Source organism: Vulgatibacter sp., assembly GCF_041687135.1.
Taxonomy (GTDB): domain Bacteria; phylum Myxococcota; class Myxococcia; order Myxococcales; family Vulgatibacteraceae; genus JAWLCN01.
On sequence record NZ_JAWLCN010000016.1, the window covers coordinates 13513 to 33623 of the forward strand.

Below are 20111 nucleotides of genomic sequence, written 5' to 3' on the forward strand. Positions count from 1 at the left end.
AGGTACAGCGATGCCCCAGTTCAATCTTGCCGACATCCTCGCGCTCGCACCGGTGATCCTCCTCGTCCTCGGCGGAATGGTCCTGCTGATGCTCGAGGTCTTCCAGGAATCGGACAAGCGCGGCTACCAGGCCTGGTTCACGGTGGTGACCTCGGTGCTCGCGGGTATCGCGGCGATCCCGATGATCACCTCCGAGGCCTTCCCGATCCTTCGGACCGCGACGCGCGGCGCCTTCGCGGTGAGCGATCCTTTCGCCGGCGTGATCGCCGTGATCGTCTGCGTCGGCCTCGCCATCTCCTCGCTCGTCGCCGCTGCCTTCCTCCAGGCCCGTCGCGCGGAGCGCGGCGAGTTCTACGCGCTCGCGATGTTCGGCGCCTCGGGCATGATCCTGCTGGCGCAGAGCACCGACCTGCTCTCGATCTTCATCGGCATCGAGATCATGTCGGTCGCCACCTACGCGCTGGCAGCCTACATGCGCCGCGGCACCCGTCCCGCCGAGGCGGCGTTCAAATACTTCATCCTCGGCGCCTTCTCCTCGGCGATCTATCTCTACGGTGCGGCGCTGGTCTACGGCGCGTCCGGTGGCAAGACCTCGCTTGCAGATCTGGCGCGGGTCGGCGACCTCTCCGTGCTGATGGGCGCCGGCCTCGCCCTGGTGGCGGCTGGCTTCCTCTTCAAGGTGGCGGCTGCGCCCTTCCACATGTGGGCGCCGGACGTCTACGAGGGGTCGCCGACCCCGGTCACCGCTTTCATGGCGGTGGGCGTGAAGGCCGCGGCCTTCGCCGCGCTGCTCCGCGTGCTCACCGTGGGCTTCGGCTCCGCCTCGCAGGCCGGCACCATCGGCGTGGGCTGGGGCGAGGTGATCGCGGTCCTCGCGGTGATCACCATGCTGGTGGGCAACCTCCTCGCGGTGCCGCAGCGGAGCGTGAAGCGCCTCCTCGCCTACTCGTCGATCGCCCACGCGGGCTATCTGCTCGTCGGCGTCGCCGCGGCGCAGGACCCGGCTGCCCGGGCAGCTGCCAGCGCCGGCATCCTCTACTACCTGGCCGCCTATACCTTCACCGGCGTCGGCGCGTTCGCGGTGGTGGCCGCCCTCGAGCGGCTCGAGGGTGAGGGCCCGATGAGCTGGGACCTGGATCGCTTCGCCGGTGTGGCGAAGTCGCATCCGGGCCTCGCGCTCGCCATGGCGATCTTCATGCTCTCGCTGGCGGGCATTCCCCCCACCGCGGGCTTCGTCGGCAAGCTCTGGATCTTCAAGGCGGCCATCGACGCCAAGCTCTACGGCTTGGCGATCTTCGGTGTGCTCACCTCGGTGATCGGCGTCTATTACTACCTGCGCGTGGTGGTCTACCTCTACATGCGCGAGCCGGAGCCCTCGGTCGGCGTGGCGCCTGCGACCCGGCCCAACATGGCCATCGCCCTCGCCGTGGCCGCCGTCGGCACCGTGCTCCTCGGTGTGCTGCCCGGCCTGATCGGCGAGACCGTTCGGGCCTCGGCCCTCGCGCTCGGCGGCGGTTGATCCGCACCGGACGAGCCTGACGATCGCAAGCGCGCCGGCGGCCCTCGGGCTTCCGGCGCGTTTTTGCGTCGTGGGGGGGCGGCGCTAGCGCCGTTCGACGGCGGAGCAGGGCTGCGCTGCGGCGCTGCCGAGGATGCGGCCCACGGTGCCGAGGAGGGCCTGCGGGGAGAAGGGCTTCTCGAGGACGACGTGGCGGCCGACGTGGCTCGCGAGGAGCTCCGCATGGGCGCTGCAGACCACGACGCCGAGGTTCGAGACCTGCTCGAGGAGCTCGAGGACGCTGGCGCCCTCGCCGCAGGGCAGGAGCAAATCGACCAGGGCGCAATCCCAGCGCTGCTGCTGGAGGGCGGCGCGGGCTTCGTCGAGCGTGGCGGCTTCGCCCACGGCCACACCATCCAACGTCAGGGCGATTCGAAGCGCCCGGCGGAAGTTGGCGTCAGCGTCCACGAGCAGGATGGAAGTTGCCATCCGGAAGCGGCCCCTGAAAAGTCGAAGGCTCGGCGCTGGGGGGGATAGCGCCGAGCCTCCGGGATCAAAAACGAAGCCGGCGGCGCACCGAAGTGGTGGGGGGGGAACCGTACTCTGGCGCCGCCGCCGTGCTTCGCCTGGATGAGAATGCAGTCGGCGTGCCAGCACCTCGATCCCGCGGAAAAGGGGGAAAATCCCCCGCTCCCTCGCGCCGCACGCCTTCCGCTGCTTCCAGATTTGCGAGCCGACCTTGCAGATCTGAAAAGCGGTCGGGGCAGGCACCACCCGGCTCGGGCGGGAAAAAGTGACATGGCGGTGCAGAACCCTGAAGGGTTTGACCGGGCTGGTGCGTCTTTCGGGACAACCACGGGGGTGGGGACCGCAGCCGCGCCTCGGCGGCTGGGCAAAAAAAGAGCGGGCCTGGCGCTGGGGGGGGATGCGCCAGGCCCGCTCACGAGGAAGCGGGCTTCAGGATGAGTGGCGGGGGGGGACCTACCTCTGGTTCCCGACGCCGCGCTTCGTCTGGAATCTACTGCAGCGACCGTGCCACGGGCCAGTCTCCGCTGGAGGGCCCCGCAGGGCCGCTTTGGTGTGGCCCTGCCCTGCGCTTGCCTTTCAGTCCTGCGATGCAGTGTTGCAGAACTGAAAGGCGGGGGCCCTCCACCCGTTTCCCATACCCTCAACGGGCAGCATCGGACGCGATGTCGAGGCGCTTCATCTTCCGCCAGAGCGTGGTGGGCGAGATCCCGAGCTCCCGGGCCACCGCGGCGAGATCGCCCGGGTGGCGCAGGACCGAGGCCTGGATCGCAGCCCGCTCCGCGTCGTCGACCACGTCGGAGAGACGGCGCAGCTCCCCGCCGGCGGCGCTCCGCTCCTCGAGCCGGGCGAAGTCGAAGTCGTCGGGATCGATCGCCTCGCCGGTGGAGAGCGCCGCCGCCTGCTCGATCAGGTTCTCCAGCTCGCGGACGTTGCCCGGGTAGTCGTGGGAGAGGAGCTTGTCGAGGGCCGACTCGGTGAGCCGTTTGCGGCTGGCGTGGCGCTTGTTGTAGCGGGCGAGGAAGTGGGCGGCGAGCAGGGGCAGATCGCCCATCCGCTCCCGGAGCGGCGGCACCCGGATCGGCACGACGTTGAGACGGTAGAAGAGGTCCTCGCGGAAGCGCTTCTCCTGCACCGCCTTGCTCAGGTCCTGGTTGGTGGCGGCGACGACCCGCACGTCGACGTGCACCGGCTGGGACTCGCCGACCCGGCGGATCTCCTTCTCCTGCAGGGCGCGCAACAGCTTCGCCTGGAAGGCGGTGTCGGTCTCCCCGAGCTCGTCGAGGAAGAGGGTGCCCGTCTCTGCCTCTTCGTAGAGGCCGCGCCGGGCCTTGAGCGCGCCGGTGAAGGCGCCCTTGGCGTGACCGAAGAGCTCGCTCTCGAGGAGCGAAGGCGTGATCGCCGCGCAATTGACCGGGACGAAGGGCCTGCCCGCCCGCCGGCTCGCCGCGTGGATCGCCCGGGCGACCAGCTCCTTGCCCGTCCCCGACTCGCCCGTGATCAGCACGGTGGTCTCCGAGGGCGCGGCGCGGACGATGCGGCTGATCAGTTCGCGCACCGGGGCGCTGTTGCCGACGATGTTCTCGAGGCCGTAGCGCTCGCGGAACTCACCGGCGAAGAGCCCCACCTCGTGGAGCAGCCGGCGCTTCTCGAGGGCCTTGTTGACCCGCACGAGCAGCTCGCCCTCCTTGAAGGGCTTGGTCACGTAGTCGGCGGCACCGAGCCGCATCGCCTCGACGGCGCTCTCGATGGTGCCGTAGGCGGTCATCAGGATCACCTGGGTGATCGGCGCCACCTCGAAGATCCGGCGGAGCAGCTCGAGACCGTCGATGGGCTCCATCCGCAGATCGGTGAGGACCAGATCGAAGGGCTCGCGCTCGAGGAGGCGAAGGGCCTCCTCGCCGCCGGCTGCCTCGGCGACTTCGTGGCCCTCCTGGCGGAGGACCATCGCCGTGGTCGCGCGCATGTTGCGCTGGTCGTCGACGACGAGCACCCGGGCCCGGCTCTGCGATGGGCCCTGCTGCTCGGCATTGCGAATTTCCCCCGTGTCCATGCTCAGACTGCCTCGTCCACCGGCAGGCGCAGGGTGAAGGTCGTTCCCTCGCCCTGCCGGGATTGGAAGGTGATCGTGCCGTGGTGCGCTTCGACGAAGCGCTTGACCACGGCGAGTCCAAGGCCGGTTCCCGCGGCTTTGGTGGTGAAGAAGGGCTGGAAGATCCGCGGCGCCAGCTCGGGCGGCACGCCGGTGCCCTCGTCGGAGAATTCGATCCGGACCATCGGCCGCTGGCCCTGCTCGACCGCGGCCCGGATCCGCAGCGTGCCGCCGCGGGGCATGGCCTGCATGCCGTTGAGCAAGAGGTTGAGGAGCACCTGCCGGATCATCCGTTCGTCGATGCGGACCCGGGGGAGATCGTCGGGGACGGCGAGGTCGACCTGCACCCCGGCGGGCACGCGATCGCCGTGGACCGCGTGCAACGTGTCGGCGAGCAGATCGGAGATCACCTCGGGCTCCAGCGCCGGCTCGTGGGGCCGCGCGAAGTCGAGGAGGTCGCGGACGATCCGGTCGAGGCGGTCGGCCTCCTCCTCGACGATGTCGAGGAGCATGGCGCCATCGCCGGTGGGCCGGAGCAGCTTCCGCATCGATCCGAGGGAGTTGAAGATGACGCCCAGCGGGTTGCGGACCTCGTGCGCCACCACCGCCGAGAGCTCGCCGAGGGCTGCGAGCCGCTCGCGCTTCACCAGCTCCTCCTGGGTCCGGGCCAGCTCGCCATAGCTGCGCTTCAAGTCGTCGTAGAGGCGGGCGTTCGCAACAGCCACCGCCACCTGGTGCGCCACGAGGGCCGCGCGCTCGATCTCCGCCGGCTGCCAGTCGCGCGGCTGGCGCGTGTCGTCGACGAGGACGACGCCGATCGGCTCGCCGCGGACGAGCAGCGGCAGCGCCAGCACGCTCTTCTCTGCGTAGAGGCGCACCCGGGGCGCGTCGCGGTAGTCGGAGCGCGCCACGTCGTTGACCGAGAGCGGCGTCCTGCCCCGCACGCAGCGTGCGGCGATGCTCATCTCGTCCAGACGGATCCGCGTCCCGCGGAAATCGTCGCGCCAGGCGGGATTCGAGCAGGCGGCGCCGTGGAGCACACCGGATCCCGCGTCGAGGAGGAGGATGAAGGTATTCGATCCGTCGATGATCCGGGTGAGCGTGTTGGCCGACGTCTCGAGGATCTGATCGAGGTCGAGCGAGCCGGTGATCGCCCTGCCGATGTCGAGGAGGAGGCGCAGCTCCTCGACCCGGCGCCTCGCGTCGTCGAAGAGCCGCGCGTTCTGCAGCGCCACGCCCAGCTCCGGGGCAGCGGCCGCGAGCGTGCGCAGCTCCGCGTCGCTCACCGGCCTGCCCTTGCGGGAGAAGGCGAGGATGCCGCCGACCTCCGCGCCTGCCACCAGCGGCAGTGCGCAGACCGAGGTCCCGTTCGGCGACGTCTCGCCGGTGGGCGCCGCAGCTTCCAGCGCCCGCAGCGCAGCCGCCTCGAGAAGCGGCGACGCCTCGGCGCCGTCATCCGCACGGCTCTGCGCCGCTGCCCGCTCGAGGCCGCCCCGCTGCACCGTCCACGCGGCCCCTGCATCGAAGCCCAGCGCGTAGCGGATGTGGCCGAGGCATTCGGAGAGGAGCACCTCGCGCTGGAGTGTTCCCGAGGCGATCCGGCCCAGCTCGGAGAGGAGCGAGAGCTCGCGGACGCGGTGGCGCTCCTCCTCGAAGAGGCGGGCGTTGGCGATCGCAGCGGCGAGCTGGTTGGCCATCGCCACCGCGCGCTCGATCGCAGGGCCGTGGAAGCGGCGGCCCTCGCGGGTCTCCGCGAGGACGATCGAGCCGATCGCCTCGCCGCGGGAGATGAGCGGCACCGCGAGGAGGCTCCGGTGCCCGAAGCGCAGCACCAGCGAGCGGGAGGCGCGTGGATCCCGCTGGGCATCCTCGATCAGGACGGGGCGCATCTCGCGCACCGCCGCAGCAGCAGCGGAGGGCGCGTCTCGATCGAGGGTGATGTCGAAGACGCCCGCTTCGCGCAGGTTGGAGGCGACGACGCGGAGCGGCCCGCCGTCCGGCTCGAGGAGCGAGAGGAAGACGTGGCTGACGTCGACCAGGCGCACGAGATGCTCGACCCCGACCGGCAGGAGCGCGGGCAGCTCGAGCTGCTGGGCGATCAGGCCGCCGAGCTGGTTGAGCCGGGAGAGGTCCTGGGCGCGGCGCCGTTCCTCGGAGAAGAGACGGGTGCGCTCCATGGCGACGGCGAGCTGCACGGCGCAGCTCTCGATCAGCTGCTGCTCCTCGTCGCGGAAGCCGTGGGGGCCCCTGCGGCCGACGCTCAAGGTGCCGACGAGGCGATCCTCGACGACGAGCGGGATGGCCACGAGGTGGCGGATGCCCAGCGCCTGCGCCGCAGGTGAGAGGTGCTCCTGCTGGAGCTCGAGGTCGAGGCTGAGGGAGCGCCGTTCGAGGGCCGCTCGCCCGCAGACGCTGCCCACGTCGAGGGGCAGCTCGGAGCCGCAGGCGGCGCGAATGTCCTGGCCCTGGCGGCCCCGCTGCCCCGCGAGCACGAGCCGATCCTCCTGGCTCGCGTAGATCCACCCGGCGTCGGCGCCGAGGCGATCGGTGAGGAGCGCGAGGGCGCCGTCGACGAGCGGGCCCTCCTCGAGGGTTCCGGCGATGGTGCGGCTGAGCGCGTATTGCACGGAGAGAAGGTCGAGGCGGCGGCGCGTCTCGGAGTAGAGGCGCGCGTTCTCGACCTGGATGGCGAGCTGCGCGGCGATGGGCTCCACCGCGCGGACCTGCTCTTCGTCGTAGGGGCGCTCGTCGCCGCGGCCGAGGCAGAGCACGCCGCAGAGCCTGCCGTGGACCTGCAGCGGGAGAAGCAGGGCTTCGCGTACGCTCCCCTCCTCGAGGCCGCCGAGGACCACGGGCCGGTGCCGCTGGAGCACGTCCGCAAAGGGATTGAGGGCGGAGACGCTGTCCCGGCCCAGCTCCTCGAGGACTTCGCACGAGATGCCGTGGCTGCCCCCGAGGACCAGCTCGCCGCGTTCGTGGTCCTGGAGAAAGATCGCGGCGCGATCGCTGGCAGTGGCGTTCGCTGCCACCTCGAGGAGCCGCGGAAGGACGCGGGCGAGCTCCTGCTCGGTGCCGGCGCGGGCCACCTCGTGGATCGCCCGGAGGCCCCGGTTGGCCCTGCCGAGCTCGTCGATGCGGCGGGCCACCTCCATCGCGCTCGCCACCTGCGCGACGAAGAGGGCGACGGTCGCCGCGTCGCGGGTGCTCAGGTCGTCCGAGCCCACGAAGATCGCGCCCCACGGCTGGTCGCTGACGAAGAGGGGCGCCATCACGCCCTTGCGTGCGCTCGTCTCGGCGAGCGCCTGCCGCAGCGCCGCGGAGGGCGCCTCCCCCCGGGCCACGGTGACGCTGTGCACGAGGCTGGCCGGCACGTCGTCGAGGTAGACGGCCTGTCCCTCCTCGAAGAGGCGGCGGAAGAAGTTCTCGTCGGGGTGCACGAAGCGGAAGCCGCCCAGCGTCGTGGCGAGGTGCTCCCGGAAGACCGCCGCCAGCCGGGGATTGGTCGCGTCGGTCACGGAATCGGCAACCAGCGCGTCGTCCTCGTAGCGAAAGGCGTGCATCCGCATGCCCAGTTCCTCGAGGCCGCGCAGCGTCGCCCGCAGCACCGCTTCGAGGCTCCGCTCCCGCTGCAGCCGCAGCGCCAGCGCGGAGAGCCGGTTGGCGAGCTCGATGTCGCGCAGGGTGGCGCCCACCTCGCGCACCAGGACGATGTGCTCGCCGGGGGCGATCGCCCTCGGCTCGAGCTCCACCCGGCGGGTGGTGCCGTCGCTCCGCTTGAGCTCGAGCTCCCAGCTCGATGGAACGGCGCTCCCGTGCTGGCGCAGGTGGTAGCGCTCCCGCGCCTGCCGCTCGTGCTCGGGGGCCACCAGCGAGAAGAAGTCCCTGCCGACGAGGTCCTCCGCCTTCTCGCCCAGCATCGCGGCGAAGGCTTCGTTGCAATAGACCACGCGCTCGTCGCGGGCGTGGACCAGGCCCGCCGGCAGCGCCTCGACGAGGTCCTGCACTCCGATCGGCTGGCGGCTCGTGCGCTCGACAATCACCTTGCACCTGCTTCGCGCCGTTCGCGCCACGTGTCCCGATCCCCGCGGAGGACGCGGCGGGTGTCGGCGACGCGCAAGGTAACCTTCTCCCGATCGAAAAACTCGCCGAGCGGCATCACCCATTTGCGCGTGGCACCGACGAGCTCCTTGAACTCCTGGGTGGAGATCGCCTCGTTGGCGAGGAGGAAGTCGACGAGCCGCTCGCGCAGCGTGCCGACGGCGGTCGCCTCGAAGAAGAACTCCTGGCTCACCCGGACCACCAGCCCCTCGCCCTCCAGCAGCTTGAGCATCGCGAGGAGCCGCTCCTTCTCCTCGCCTGCTGCAGCGGCGAGCTCCGCCACCGCGGGCGGGGTGAGTCCCCCGGCGCGCACGAGGCCGAGGACCCGCTCGCGGAGCGCCTGGTCGGTGGCGCCGCTTCCGGCCTTGCGGCCCCGCTGCGAGAGGTGCTCACCCACCGCCTCGATGCCCCGCTCGCCGAGAAGGCCGACGAGCCTGGCGAAGAGCTTCGGATCGGCGAGGCCGAGGCGGGCGCGCAGCTCCTCGCGGGGGAGGCCCGGGGCCAGGGGCTGCTCCTCGTGGTGGCGCTGCACGGCGAGGATCGATTTGCGGGCGAGGCGATCGAGGATCGAGGTGGCGACCCAGGCGCGCCGCTCCCGGTCGTAGCAGAGGGCGGCGCCGCGCGAGCCCAGCTGCTCGAGGCTGCGGGCGAGGGCCTTCGCCGGCAGGGCGGTGCGCACGGCGAGCGCACCGGCGTCGAGGCCTGCCGCACCTGCCTCGACGAGGATGCGTTCGATCCGGGCGGCGGCATCCCCCTCGCGCAGCACCGCGAGGCCCGCCGCGATCTCGGGCCTGCCGCGGCGATGCTTGCGGGGGAGGATCGCCAGGATCCTGCCCCCTGCCACCGTGTGGCCGCGGCCAGGGATCGGAGCGAAGCCCCGGAGGATGAAGTGCTGGCCGGGCAGCGCCGCCACCGGCGCCGCGAGGCGCAGCTGGGCGAGGGCGGTCTCCCCGGCGCCGATCGCCTCGCGATCGAGGAGGGAGACGGTGGCCGGCACCTGCGCGGTGCCCACGTGGAGGAGCCATTTGCTCCGGTGGGCCAGGGCCCGCGGCGCGCTCTCGAGGAGGGAGAGCTCCACGTCGAGCATCGGGGTGGGGGGCAGCTGGCCGTGGGCCCCGAGGACCATGCCGCGCTCGATCTGCTGCGCCTCGACGCCGCTCAGGTTCACCGCCACCCGCTGGCCGGCGAAGGCCCGCTCCACCGGGGCGCCGTGGACCTGGACGCCGCGCACCCGGAGTCCGGTGGAGCCGGCGGGGACGAGGTCGATCGCCTCCTCGGCAGCGACGCTGCCGGAGAGGAGGGTGCCGGTCGCCACCGTGCCGAAGCCGCGGATGGTGAAGGCTCGATCCACCGGCAGGTAGAGGGGGCCGTCGGTGGGGCGCTCTTCGGCTCCTGCTGCTGCGCGGCGCAGGGCGGCGACCAGGTCGTCCAGCCCGGCGCCCGTCCGTGCGGAGCAGAGGACCCGCTGGGCGCCGTCGAGGATGGTGCCGGCGCAGACGTCCGCCAGGTCGGCGTGGAGGAGATCGAGCCACTCGGCCCCGAGGCCCGGGAGGAGGTCGGCCTTGGTGAGGGCGACGACGCCGGTGCGCACGCCGAGGAGGCGGAGGATGTCGACGTGCTCGCGGGTCTGGGGCATCACCCCCTCGTCCGCAGCGACGACGAGGACGGCGAGATCCATCCCCCCGGCCCCTGCGGCCATGGCGCGGACGAAGCGCTCGTGGCCCGGCACGTCCACCAGGCCGGCGACCGTTCCGTCACCGAGATCGAGGTGGGCGAAGCCGAGCTCGATGGTGATCCCGCGCTGCTTCTCTTCCTTGAGCCGATCGGTGTCGATGCCGGTCAGGGCGCGGACGAGGGCCGTCTTGCCGTGATCGATGTGTCCGGCTGTACCGATGACGACTCTGCGCATGGATCCTCGGCTGGGGCCTCGCGAGGCTTCGAGCGTAGCCCTCCGACGGCGAAACGGCGGTCAGGGTGAAAGCGCCGGGCGCCCTCGACCATTCCCGCCGTTCCACGCGAGTGCCGCTGGTTCAGACGCCGAACTGGTCGATGTCGTCCTCGTCGTTCTCGGCCTCTTCCTCCTCGAAGTCGTCGGCGAAGGGAAGGGCGTTGATCGCCTCCTCCTCGTCCTCGGCATCGGTGGAGGCGGAGCCCACGGCACCGGGGGAGGGCTCGTAATCCCAGGGGAAGACCACCAGATCCGCGGTCTCCAGGCAGGAGAAGTCGGGCTGGAAGCCGCCCGCCCGGATCACGAGGGTCGCGGTGCGGACCTCGCTGGCGCCGGCGGCGGTGGCCGCCTCCACCGCTGCACGGAGGGTGGCGCCGCTGCCGGCGATGTCGTCGACCACGAGGACGCGCTTGCCGCGGGCCTGCGCCGGCATCGACGCCGCAGCAGCCGGGGCCCTGGCGCCGGCGTCGCGGCTGCGCTTGCCCACCCGCACCGGGTAGAAGTCGAGGCCGAGGGTGGTGGCGACCTCCTCGCCGGCGAAGACGCCACCCTTGGCGACGCCGATCACCAGCTCCGGCGACCAGGTCTTCGCCACCTGCCGGGCGAGGGTCCGTGCCGTCTCGGCCATGTGCTGCCAGTCGAGCTCCCGGAGGCCGGGCTCCTGCAGCGCCGAGCGATCCCGCGGGGCGCGGGTGGGACGCTGCCGGGTCGAGGCTGGGCGATCGACGGTGCGACGGATGCGGGGCAGGGCCTCCGGCGCCAGCGGGGTATCGGTCTTCCGGGCGCGCGTCGGCTTCGCGGCTCCGGCCTTCGCTGCAGCGGCCTTGCCACGGGCGGCGGGCTTCCCGGCGGGGCTTGCTTTCGCAGCAGCGGGCTTCTTCACACGGGGTGCTGCCCGCGCCGCGACCGGCTTCTTCGCCGCGGGGGCTGCCTTGGCAGGCTTCTTCGCCGCAGCGGCTGCCTTCCCGCCCGCGCTCTTCTTGGCCGTCGTGGCTGCCTTCGGTGCAGCGGCAGCCTTCTTCTTCGCTGCGACGGGGGGGGCCTTCGCTGCGGCGGCCTTCGCCGCCGGTGCCGCCTTGCGGGGCGCCGACTTCTTTGCCGCGGTGCCGCCGCCTGCGGCGGTGCGGGCCTTGGCGGTCTCCGACTCGGGCGTCGCCCGGGCCTTCGTCCTGGCTGCGCCGTCCACCCTGGTGCGTGCCTTGGCCGTCTCCCTCTCCGGAACGGCCTTCGCCTTGCCCGCCGAGCCCACCCGCTTCGTCGTCGCCTTGCTCGAGGCCGACGTTCCCCCGCGCCGCGTCTCCTGCCGCCCCACCATGCACCTCGTCGCTGTCCTGGATGTGGGGCCGCCCCGAGGGGCGGCCCTTGCGGTCTACGTAGTCGATTGGAGGTAGGCCGCGCAACATCAGAGCGGTGCGCAGACCCCCAGCAATCCCGTGTTGGTGAACATCACGAGCTCGCACACGGTCCCCTCCGCAGTGCAGTCGGCATCGGTCCGGCAGGGACCGAGGCAGATGGTGTCGACGCCCCAGCTCCGGCACTGGTTGGTGCGGCAGTCGAGATCGGTGGTGCAGCTGGTGCCGGCGAGGCCCGCGCCGTAGGCCGGGAAGCAGCTCGGGCGCAGGTCGTTGGCGGGGTCGGCGGGTTCCGCGTCGAAGCCACACGCCCAGCCCTCCGGGCAGCTGGCGTCGCCGGTGCACTCGAGGCCCCAGCAGATCTCCATCGTGTCGTAGCGCGGGGCGGTGCTGGTGCCGATGTTGAGCGCCGTGAGCCTGCAGGCGGTGTCCGGCCCGCAATCGACGTCGCTGCCACAGGGCCCGAGGCAGAAACCCTCGTCCGCCGGGTGGCCGACCACGCCGTTGTCGAAGCAGATCCCCGTGCCGCAGGCTGCGTCGCTGGTGCAGAAATCGCCGGGACCGGCAGCGCCGTCGGGCATGGTGCAGATGCCCACCAGCTGCTCCTCGATCACGCCGATGCCGCAGATGGCGCCGGGGTACTCGGCGCACTCGTCATCCGACAGGCAGCCCGCCCTGCAGCCGTTCATCGGCACGGTCCTGACACCCACGGTGAAGAGGTACTCGGAGCAGAAGCCCTCGCCATTGCAGGCGGCGTCGGTGTCGCAGCCGCCGAAGCAGAAGCCGGCGGAGCTGCCGCTCTCGAAGGGCACGCAGAAGTCGGACCGGCAATCGGCGTCGTCGTCGCAGGGGGAGAGCGCCGTGCCCGTACCGGTGGTGAAGACGCAGCGGCCGATCAGAACGCCGTCCTCGTAGGAGGGAGCGCAGCCCTGGCCCGCGTCGCAGTCGAGGTCGGTGGTGCAGGCATCGAACCAGGAGCTCGGCGTGCTGCAGACGCCGACCGCCTCGCCGTTCTCACCCAGGCTCAAGGCGATGCACTCGTCGCCGCCGCCGCAGCTCGCCCCGGTGCCGTCCGGGTTGCAGAAGGGCTTGCAGCTCGATTCCGTCGCGGACTCGGGGAGGCAGAAGAGCCCAGCGGCGCAACCGGTGGTGCTGCTACAGGGCTGGTCGCGGCCGGCGCCGGTGGAGGCGTCGACGCAGGCTGCGACCGGCGAGCCGTCGTCGTTCATCACCACCCTGCCTTCGCGGGCGACGGCGGTGCACGCCTTCCCGGCGGGGCAGTCGGAGGCGTAGAGGTCGCAGACGGTCCTGCAGGTCGCGCCGACGCAGGCGAAGCCCGGGGCGCAGGCGCCGCCTGCGGCACAGGCCTCGCCCTCCTCGGGCCCGAGGTCGCAGGTGGCGTCCTCACGGCAGAACGAGCCGGGGCAGTCCGCGTCGGTGGAGCAGGTGCCGCAGACGCCGACGTCTTCCCGGCACTTCGGCGTGGGGAAGTCGCAGTCGTCGTTGGAGAGGCATTGCACGCAGGTGAGCGCCTCGGTGCAGCGGGTGCGATCCGGATCGTAGTCGCAATCGCCGTCGCCGCGGCAGCCCACGCAGGTGCCGCTGTCGAGCTCGCACCAGGGCCGCGCGCCGTCGATGCAGTGGTTGTTGCCCATGCACTCGACGCAGAGCGCGTCCTCGGTGCGGCAGCGCAGCCCGCTGGGGCAACCGACCTCGGTGCAATCGCCGGCGACGCAGGCGCCTGCCTCGCAGACCTCGCCCTCGCCGCAATCGTCGTTGCCGGTGCAGCCGGTCGGCGTGGTGCAGGTACCCGCGGTGCAGACCTGCCCGCCGCCGCAATCGGTGTCGATGGCGCAGCCGCCACCGATGCAGCGGCCACACTCGTCGCAGCTCGCCCCGGGGTTGCAGGCGGCGTCGCTGGTGCACTCCGGCGTGACGCCGGCGCAGGGATCGACGGTGCCGCCACCGCCCCCGTCGCAGGCGGCGAGCAGCAGGGTGAGGATCGAAAGCAGCGGTAGCAGCACGTGTCGCATGAATTTCCCCTCGCAGATGGTGCGGGGCCCCGCCGGTGACGGGGCCCCGGTGCTACTTCAGGCAGGATCGCAGACGTTGAGCGTCAGCCCGCCGATGGTGCGCTGCCTGCAGCTGGTGCCGTAGGCGCAGTCGGCGCTGGTGGCGCAGGGCCCGAGGCAGATGCTCCTGCTGCAGCCCGAGCTCTGCAGGAAGGCGCACTCGCCGTCGTCGCAGTCGACGAGGCCATCGCCGTCGTTGTCGATGCCGTCGGTGCAGATCTCGGCGCAGGTGCTCTGGTTGCTGCAGTCCGGGTCCTGGCAGTCGGCGAGGCCGTCGCCGTCGTTGTCGATGCCATCGTCGCAGCGCTCGCCAGCGGCGGCGCATGGATAGATCGCCATGCAATCGGTGTCGGAGCAGTCGGCGGCGGAGTCCTGCCACCAGTCGTCGTTCCACCCGTTGGTGCAATTCTCCTTGGTCACCGACCACGAGGTGCGCTGCGGGCGTTCGCAGGTGCCGGTGCTGCAGCTGGAAGGCAGGGTGCAGGCGGATCCCGCCGGCAGCTCGCCCACCGCGAGGTTGCACGAGGTGCGGAGCGCTGCGGTGGGGTTGCGGGGATCGGGCTCGAAGGTGCAGGCCCGGCCCTCGGGGCAGTTCGCGTCGCCGGTGCAGGAGGCGCCCCAGCAGACCTGGGCCGTATCCCAGGTCTCGGGCTCCGCCCGATCCGGCGACGTGCGGAAGGCCACCTCCCTGCACGTGGTGTCGACGCTGCAGTCGCCAGCGTCGAAGCAGCTGCCGAGGCAGAAACCCGCGGTCGCCGGCTCCTCGCCCCGGGCGTTGTCGATGCAGGTGCCGGTGGCGCACCCGTCGTCGGCGGTGCAGAAGTCGCCGCCCCCTGCGTCGGAGGGACCGCCCAGCGCGGTGCAGCCCTGTTCGAGCTTCACGCCGACCTGCACCACGTTGCAGACCGCATCGCCGAAGGCGCTGCAGCCCGCGTCGTTGGCGCAGCGGGGCTGGCAGGCGGCGAGGCCGCCGGTGGTGCCGTCGTCGAGGGAGAGGGGCAGCTCGGCGCAGAAGGCGTTGGTGGCGGTGCAGTCCGCGTCACCCGCGCATCCGCCGAAGCAATGGCCGTTGCCCGCGCCGTCGAGGGCGAAGCAGAAGCCCGAGCGGCAATCGCCGTCGTCGTCGCAGGCCTCCGCCGCCCTGGCGTTGCCGGGGCTCCAGTCGCAGCGGCCGCCGGGAACGCCGCTTCCGTCGTCGAGGGGCTTGCAGCCCTGGTTGAAGGCGCAGTCGGTGTCGCGGACGCAGGAGCGCATCCACGAGGTCGAGGGGCTGCAGACGCCCACCATGGCGCCGCCCATCGGCACCTCGTGGCAGGAGAGGCCGGTGCCGCAGGTGTCGGGGCCGCTCGGATCGCAGTAGCGGCGGCAGAAGCCCGTGCTCGGCGTGTCCGGCATGCAGTAGAGGTCGACGCGGCAGGCGTTCTCGTCCTTGTCGCAGGCACGGTTGGCAGGGGCGCCGCCGGCGTCCGGCAGGCACGCTGCCACCGGGACGCCGTCCTCGACGATCAGCCTGCCGTCCGCCTCGAGCATGGTGCAGACCCGCCCCGTGGGGCAGGCGGGCTCGAAGGGATTGCACGCGGGCTTGCAAACGTTCTCGCCCTCCATGCAGAGGAAGCCGGCGGCACAGCTGCCGTCCTCGCGGCAGGTCTCGCCGTCCACCGGGCCTGCCCAGCAGGTCCCGTTCTCGAGGCAGCGGGAACCCGGACAGTCGGCGTCCTCGATGCACTGCCGGCACTGGCCGTCGGCATCGCAGCGGGGCGCCGCCTCGTTGCAGGCGCCGTCGTCGAGGCAGGTGACGCAGACCTGGTCGGCCATGCGGCAGGTGTTGCCCGCGGCGCTGTCGTTGCAATCCGGATCACCGCGGCAGCCGACGCAGGTGCCGGTGGAGACGTCGCACCAGGGGCTGGCCTCGTCGATGCAATGGGAGTTGAGCAGGCATTCGTGGCAGGTACCCGCCTCGGGCTTGCAGCGCAGATCGCCCGGGCAGCCGTCGCGGTTGCAGTCCCGCACCTCGCAGAGGCGGGTCGACGGGTTGCAGACCTCGGCATCACCGCAGCTCGTCTCGGTACAGCCACCCGGGGCGCAGGCGCCCTCGATGCAGCGCTTGCCCTCGGCGCACTGTGTGTGCGTCGAGCATCCCGGCTCGCCTCCTTCGCAGACGCCGCAGCCGGAGCAGGTGGCTCCGCCGCTGCAGTCCGCGTCGGTGGCACAGGTCGCGGTGACGCCTGCGCAGGGATCGGGGTTCTGGTTCGGGGTACCGCCACCACTGCCGCCGCATGCAGCAACAACAACGAGCAGCAACATGGGCACGTACCACGGGACGTGGGTGCGCATGGATTCCTCTCGATGATTCGGTGAAGCCGGTTGGAGTGCCCGGAATCATCCGGTAGCTGCCCGCGAAGGTCAAACCGTGTGGTACGAGCGGTGTCGATTTTCGACACCGACCGCTAGAAAGCGCCGCCCCCCGTGTGGGGTAGAGGACCTTTCGCCAACGATGACGCTTTGCGCCTCGACAGCGTCCGGGGCGGCGCCTACAACCCCACGCGAGCCGCGGTCCTCGTCGCGGCGATGGAGCGAGCATGGACCTCTTCCCGGTGATGGCAGGCAAGGCGTACGAGTCGGTCCACTTCTTCCACGACGCGGAGACCGGCCTGAAGGCCCTGGTGTCGCTCCACGACACCACCCTCGGCGCAGGTCTCGGCGGCACCCGCGCCCTCTCGACCTACGAGACCGAGGCGGACGCCGTCGACGACGTGCTCCGGCTCGCCCGCGGCATGACCTACAAGGCGGCGCTGGCAGGCCTGCCCCACGGCGGCGGCAAGGCCGTGATCATGCTGCCGAAGGGCCCCTTCGATCGTGCGGCGCTCTTCACCGCCTTCGGTCGCGCGGTCGAGTCGCTCGGGGGCCGCTACATCACCACCGAGGACAGCGGCACCTCGCCCGAGGACATGGACCACGTCCGCAAGGGGACGAAGAGCGTGGTCGGCATCGCCCGCTCGAAGGGCGGCTCCGGCGACCCGTCCCCCTTCACCGCCTACGGCTGCCTCCGCGGCATCCAGGCGGTGGCGCAGTTCTCGATGGGCCGCAGCGATCTGCAGGGCCTCTCGGTCGCGATCATGGGCGTGGGCCACGTCGGCTACCACCTCGCGCGCCTCCTCAAGGAGCAGGGCGCGAACCTCTGGATCGCCGACGTGAACGAGACGGCGCTGCGCCGGGCCCAGGACGAGCTCGGCGCGAAGGTGGTCTCGCCGCAGGAGCTGGTCGGCCTCGAGGTCGACGTCTACGCGCCCTGTGCGCTGGGCGGCGCCATCAACGACCAGACCCTCGCCCAGCTCCGCTGCAAGGCGGTCGCCGGCGCTGCGAACAACCAGCTCCGCGAGGAGCGCCACGGCAGCCTGCTGGCGAAGCGCGGCATCGTCTACGCCCCCGACTACGCGATCAACGCCGGCGGCCTGATCAACGTGGCCCAGGAGGTCGTGGGCTACGACGAGAACCAGAGCCGTGAGAAGTGCTCGAAGATCTACGACACCATCCTGATGATCCTCGAGCGCGCGAAGGCCGAGGGCACCACGCCCGATGTGGTGGCGGACCGGATCGTCGACGAGCGGATCGCCGCGGCGAAGAAGGCCGGGGCCTGATCGCGCCGCCCCCCCGCAACCGAGAACGCCCGGACCGCGAGCGGCCCGGGCGTTTCTCTTTGCACGGCGTCCGTGTCGGAGCCGCTACTTCTGCTCGTCCTCGGGCGTGAGCTCGTCCACCAGCGCGAGGAGCTCCCGCGCGTCGAAGTGGTAGCGCGTCTTGCAGAACTCGCAGTGCACCTCGGCGCCCCTGTCGCGGGCGACCATGTCGAGGATCTCCTCGCGCCCCGCGCCGGCGACGCCGCGGAGGGCGCGCTCCCGGGAACAGGTGCAGACGTAGCGCACCGGCAGGTCCTCGAGGACCTCGATCTCGCCGAGACCCTCCACCAGCGGCAGCACCAGCTTCGCGCCGCCCGTCTCCCCGTCGAGCGCCTGCGCCAGGCCGCCGGCGTGGAGCCGCTTGCGCACCAGCTCCAGCGCCTCGGTGTCGCCACCCGGCAGCCGCTGCACCACCACGCCGACGGCACGGGTGATCGTCCCCGCCTCGTCCACCTGCACGTCGATGGAGAGGGTGGTCGGCACCTGCTCGGAGACGGCGTAGTAGTGCTCCAGATTGCGGTCGAGGCGCGGGTCCTCGAGCTCCACCGCTGCGCGGTAGTACTCGCCATTGGGGAGCTCGCGGAGCACCGAGAGATAGCCGTCCGGCCCCACCACCGCGTCGAGGTCGAGGCCGCGGCCGGGGAAGTCGACGTTTCCCTCGCGCACGTAGCCGCGCACGGAACCGTCGGCGCTGCCGTCGGTGAAGAGGCCCTTCATCGGGCCGGCGCCTGCGAGTTGGAGCGTCACCCGCTGGCGCTCCTTGCCGAGCCCGGCGGCGAGGAGCACACCGACGATCGCCTGCCCGAAGATCTCGGCGGCGGTGGGCTTGCATTCCTGCAGGTGGGCGGCGTGCTGCGCCACGCCGGTGGCGTCGCAGACGAGCACACGCAGGTCGTGCTCGGGGAGAAGGGCGCGGAGGAGATGATCACGGGACATGCGACTTGGAGCCTATCCACCGCCCGGCCAGGGCAGCCGGACGGAGCGAACGAGAGGGAACGGGGGCGAACCGCCGGGCGGCGCCGATGCTTCCGGCTCTACCACGCCTCGGCGGCGACGCTGCGGATCGTCTCGCGGAGGCCGTGATCGGGCTTCCAGCCGAATTCCTTCGCGAAGCGGCTGCCGTCGACGGTGCAGAGGTACTGGATGTAGTCGAGCTCGCCTGGCGGGAAGTTGGTGACCCGCAGCTTGAAGAGGCGGTCGAGCGCCGGCCTGGCGAGGAAGTGGGGCACCGACCGCGGGTGCCGGCCCAGCTCGGCGATCGCGGCGGAGAGGGGGACCTCGCCGGGACCCACCACGTTGTAGACGCCGCGGGCGCCGCTGCGCTCGAGGGCCAGCACCATCGCCCTGCAGACGTCGTCGGTGTGGATGAGCTGGATCATCGGATCGAAGCCCATCAGCGTCCACGGGTGGCGCAGCCGCAGGTAGTTCGCGGCGGCGTTGCGGATCGTGGGTCCGACGATGTGCACCGGCCGGAGGATGATCGTCTCCACCTCCGGATGCTTCCAGATGAAGGACTGGGCGAGGATGTCGAGCTCGACGAGATCGCGGATCTCGCCGAAGCGTGCTGCCGCCATCAGCGGCGCGTCCTCGGTGAGGAAGTTGGTGTTGTCCGGATGCGGTCCGTAGACGTTGGCCGAGGAGAGGACCACGAGCTTCTTCACCCCGTGGCGCGCGCAATATTCGAGCGCCTTGGCGGTGCCGAGCACGTTGAAGTGGTGGTGCTCCTCGGCGCTCATCCGCGGGTCGTGCATGATGCCCATGTGGATGAGCGCCTTGACGTTCCCCTTGCGGAAGAGGTCCTCGGCCTTCCGCTTGCGAATGTCGACCTGGTGGATCTCGAGATCCTTCGGCCGGCCCGGGAAGGGGCGGCGATCGATCCCGATGATCCGCTCCCTGCCGTGCAGCTGCTTGGCGAGGGCGCGTCCGAGATTTCCCGAGATGCCGGTGATGGCGACGGCGGGCTTCTGCGAGGCCAAGGCTTTCTCCACTACCAGTAGATGTGCTTCCGCTCCCGGATCCCCTCGTTCAGCATCGACTGGATCGCGGCGCGGACCTGCTTCACCTTCCGCTCGAGCTCCGCGTCCTCGTCGTCGGGCCTGCCGGTGAAGCGCATCGGGTCGCCGAAGTGGATGTGGTAGCGCGCCGGGAGCGGCAGCGGGAGCAGGGTCGGGGTGATCGGCAGCGCGGGCATCTTGAGGAGCCGCGCCACCGGCTTGAGATCGAAGAGGGCGGGCGCCTGCTCCTCCGCGCCGACCACGGCGACCGGGACGATGGGGGCGCCGGTCTCGAGGGCGAGCCGCATGAACCCATGGCCGAAGGCGGCCAGCTGGTAGCGCTGGCTGAAGAGCTTGTTCAGGCCGCGCACGCCCTCGGGGAAGACGAGGATCGCCTCGTCCCGCTCGAGGAGCTTGATGCAATTCTGCGGCGTCCCCACCACCTGGCCGCAGCGGGCCATGAAGGTCGAGACGTAGGGCAGGGTGGGGACCCACTTCTCCACCATCGAGCGCACCGCCCTGGGGGGATCGGCCTCGGTGAGGAGGGAGACGCCGATCATCGCGCCGTCCAGCGGAATCTGCCCCGAGTGGTTCGAGACGAGGAGGACGCGGCCCCGGGGGACCTTCTCGAGGCCGGTGGTGCGCACCCGGAAGTAATGGCGATAGAGCCAGAGCAGCGGCCCGATCGCGGCGAGGGCGTAATCCATGTCCATGCCGAAGGGATCGACGCCGAACTCGTTCTGCTGGGTGGCGAGCGCCTGCAAACGTTCGCGCATGTCCCCGCCGCCGATGCGGAAGGTGAGGTTGCGCAGCGTCCGCTCGACGCGATTGCCGATGGGCTCAGCCATGGCGCGC

At 71.5% G+C, this 20111-nt stretch carries 12 protein-coding genes; 2 read left to right on the forward strand and 10 right to left on the reverse strand.

Features of this window, described 5'->3' with window-relative positions:
• Window positions 1-10 precede the first annotated feature (10 nt).
• Complete coding sequence (locus ACESMR_RS23045) at window positions 11-1519, forward strand: NADH-quinone oxidoreductase subunit N (RefSeq protein ID WP_373049490.1); 1509 nt, start codon at window positions 11-13, stop codon at window positions 1517-1519.
• A gap of 84 nt (window positions 1520-1603) precedes the next feature.
• On the opposite strand, the gene ACESMR_RS23050 is transcribed toward ACESMR_RS23045, so the two are convergent.
• From ACESMR_RS23050 to ACESMR_RS23080, 7 genes are all read right to left on the reverse strand, one after another.
• Entirely contained in the window at window positions 1604-1987 is a 384-nt protein-coding gene (locus tag ACESMR_RS23050; RefSeq protein ID WP_373049491.1) for a response regulator, read from the reverse strand.
• 679 nt (window positions 1988-2666) lie between these two features.
• On the reverse strand, window positions 2667-4076 hold the full coding sequence (locus tag ACESMR_RS23055) for a sigma-54-dependent transcriptional regulator (RefSeq protein WP_373049492.1): 1410 nt from the start codon (window positions 4074-4076) through the stop codon (window positions 2667-2669).
• A 2-nt stretch (window positions 4077-4078) separates the two neighbouring features.
• Window positions 4079-8155, reverse strand: coding sequence for a GAF domain-containing protein (locus ACESMR_RS23060; protein WP_373049493.1), 4077 nt, complete (start codon window positions 8153-8155; stop codon window positions 4079-4081).
• A complete protein-coding gene (selB, locus tag ACESMR_RS23065) occupies window positions 8152-10122 on the reverse strand; it encodes a selenocysteine-specific translation elongation factor (protein WP_373049494.1) in 1971 nt (656 codons plus the stop codon). Before selB ends, ACESMR_RS23060 begins: the two co-directional genes overlap by 4 nt.
• A 121-nt stretch (window positions 10123-10243) precedes the next feature.
• A complete protein-coding gene (locus tag ACESMR_RS23070; RefSeq protein ID WP_373049495.1) occupies window positions 10244-11476 on the reverse strand; it encodes a phosphoribosyltransferase in 1233 nt (410 codons plus the stop codon).
• Window positions 11477-11563: 87 nt separating this feature from the next.
• Window positions 11564-13546, reverse strand: coding sequence for a hypothetical protein (locus tag ACESMR_RS23075; RefSeq protein WP_373049496.1), 1983 nt, complete (start codon window positions 13544-13546; stop codon window positions 11564-11566).
• Between the two features lie 57 nt (window positions 13547-13603).
• Window positions 13604-15919 (reverse strand): hypothetical protein, encoded by a 2316-nt coding sequence (locus ACESMR_RS23080; RefSeq protein ID WP_373049497.1) that lies wholly within the window; start codon window positions 15917-15919, stop codon window positions 13604-13606.
• Window positions 15920-16164: 245 nt separating this feature from the next.
• Between ACESMR_RS23080 and ACESMR_RS23085 the strand changes: the two genes are divergently transcribed.
• The gene (locus ACESMR_RS23085; RefSeq protein WP_373049498.1) at window positions 16165-17223 is read left to right on the forward strand and encodes a Leu/Phe/Val dehydrogenase; all 1059 of its coding nucleotides are present in this window, start codon (window positions 16165-16167) and stop codon (window positions 17221-17223) included.
• A gap of 84 nt (window positions 17224-17307) precedes the next feature.
• Here ACESMR_RS23085 and ACESMR_RS23090 read toward each other — a convergent pair whose 3' ends face one another.
• The 3 genes from ACESMR_RS23090 to ACESMR_RS23100 form a co-directional block, all read right to left on the reverse strand.
• On the reverse strand, window positions 17308-18198 hold the full coding sequence (locus ACESMR_RS23090) for an Hsp33 family molecular chaperone HslO (RefSeq protein WP_373049499.1): 891 nt from the start codon (window positions 18196-18198) through the stop codon (window positions 17308-17310).
• A 98-nt stretch (window positions 18199-18296) separates the two neighbouring features.
• A complete protein-coding gene (locus tag ACESMR_RS23095) occupies window positions 18297-19238 on the reverse strand; it encodes an SDR family oxidoreductase (protein WP_373049500.1) in 942 nt (313 codons plus the stop codon).
• Window positions 19239-19249: 11 nt separating this feature from the next.
• On the reverse strand, window positions 19250-20104 hold the full coding sequence (locus tag ACESMR_RS23100) for a lysophospholipid acyltransferase family protein (RefSeq protein ID WP_373049501.1): 855 nt from the start codon (window positions 20102-20104) through the stop codon (window positions 19250-19252).
• Window positions 20105-20111: the final 7 nt, after the last annotated feature.

Bases quoted from the DNA above. Each gene is read 5' to 3' on its own strand.
- ACESMR_RS23045 (WP_373049490.1), top strand. From the start codon at position 11: ATGCCCCAGTTCAATCTTGCCGACATCCTCGCGCTCGCACCGGTGATC.
- ACESMR_RS23050 (WP_373049491.1), bottom strand. From the start codon at position 1,987: ATGGCAACTTCCATCCTGCTCGTGGACGCTGACGCCAACTTCCGCCGG.
- ACESMR_RS23055 (WP_373049492.1), bottom strand. From the start codon at position 4,076: ATGGACACGGGGGAAATTCGCAATGCCGAGCAGCAGGGCCCATCGCAG.
- selB (WP_373049494.1), bottom strand. From the start codon at position 10,122: ATGCGCAGAGTCGTCATCGGTACAGCCGGACACATCGATCACGGCAAG.
- ACESMR_RS23070 (WP_373049495.1), bottom strand. From the start codon at position 11,476: ATGGTGGGGCGGCAGGAGACGCGGCGCGGGGGAACGTCGGCCTCGAGC.
- ACESMR_RS23075 (WP_373049496.1), bottom strand. From the start codon at position 13,546: ATGCGACACGTGCTGCTACCGCTGCTTTCGATCCTCACCCTGCTGCTC.
- ACESMR_RS23080 (WP_373049497.1), bottom strand. From the start codon at position 15,919: ATGCGCACCCACGTCCCGTGGTACGTGCCCATGTTGCTGCTCGTTGTT.
- ACESMR_RS23085 (WP_373049498.1), top strand. From the start codon at position 16,165: ATGGACCTCTTCCCGGTGATGGCAGGCAAGGCGTACGAGTCGGTCCAC.
- ACESMR_RS23090 (WP_373049499.1), bottom strand. From the start codon at position 18,198: ATGTCCCGTGATCATCTCCTCCGCGCCCTTCTCCCCGAGCACGACCTG.
- ACESMR_RS23100 (WP_373049501.1), bottom strand. From the start codon at position 20,104: ATGGCTGAGCCCATCGGCAATCGCGTCGAGCGGACGCTGCGCAACCTC.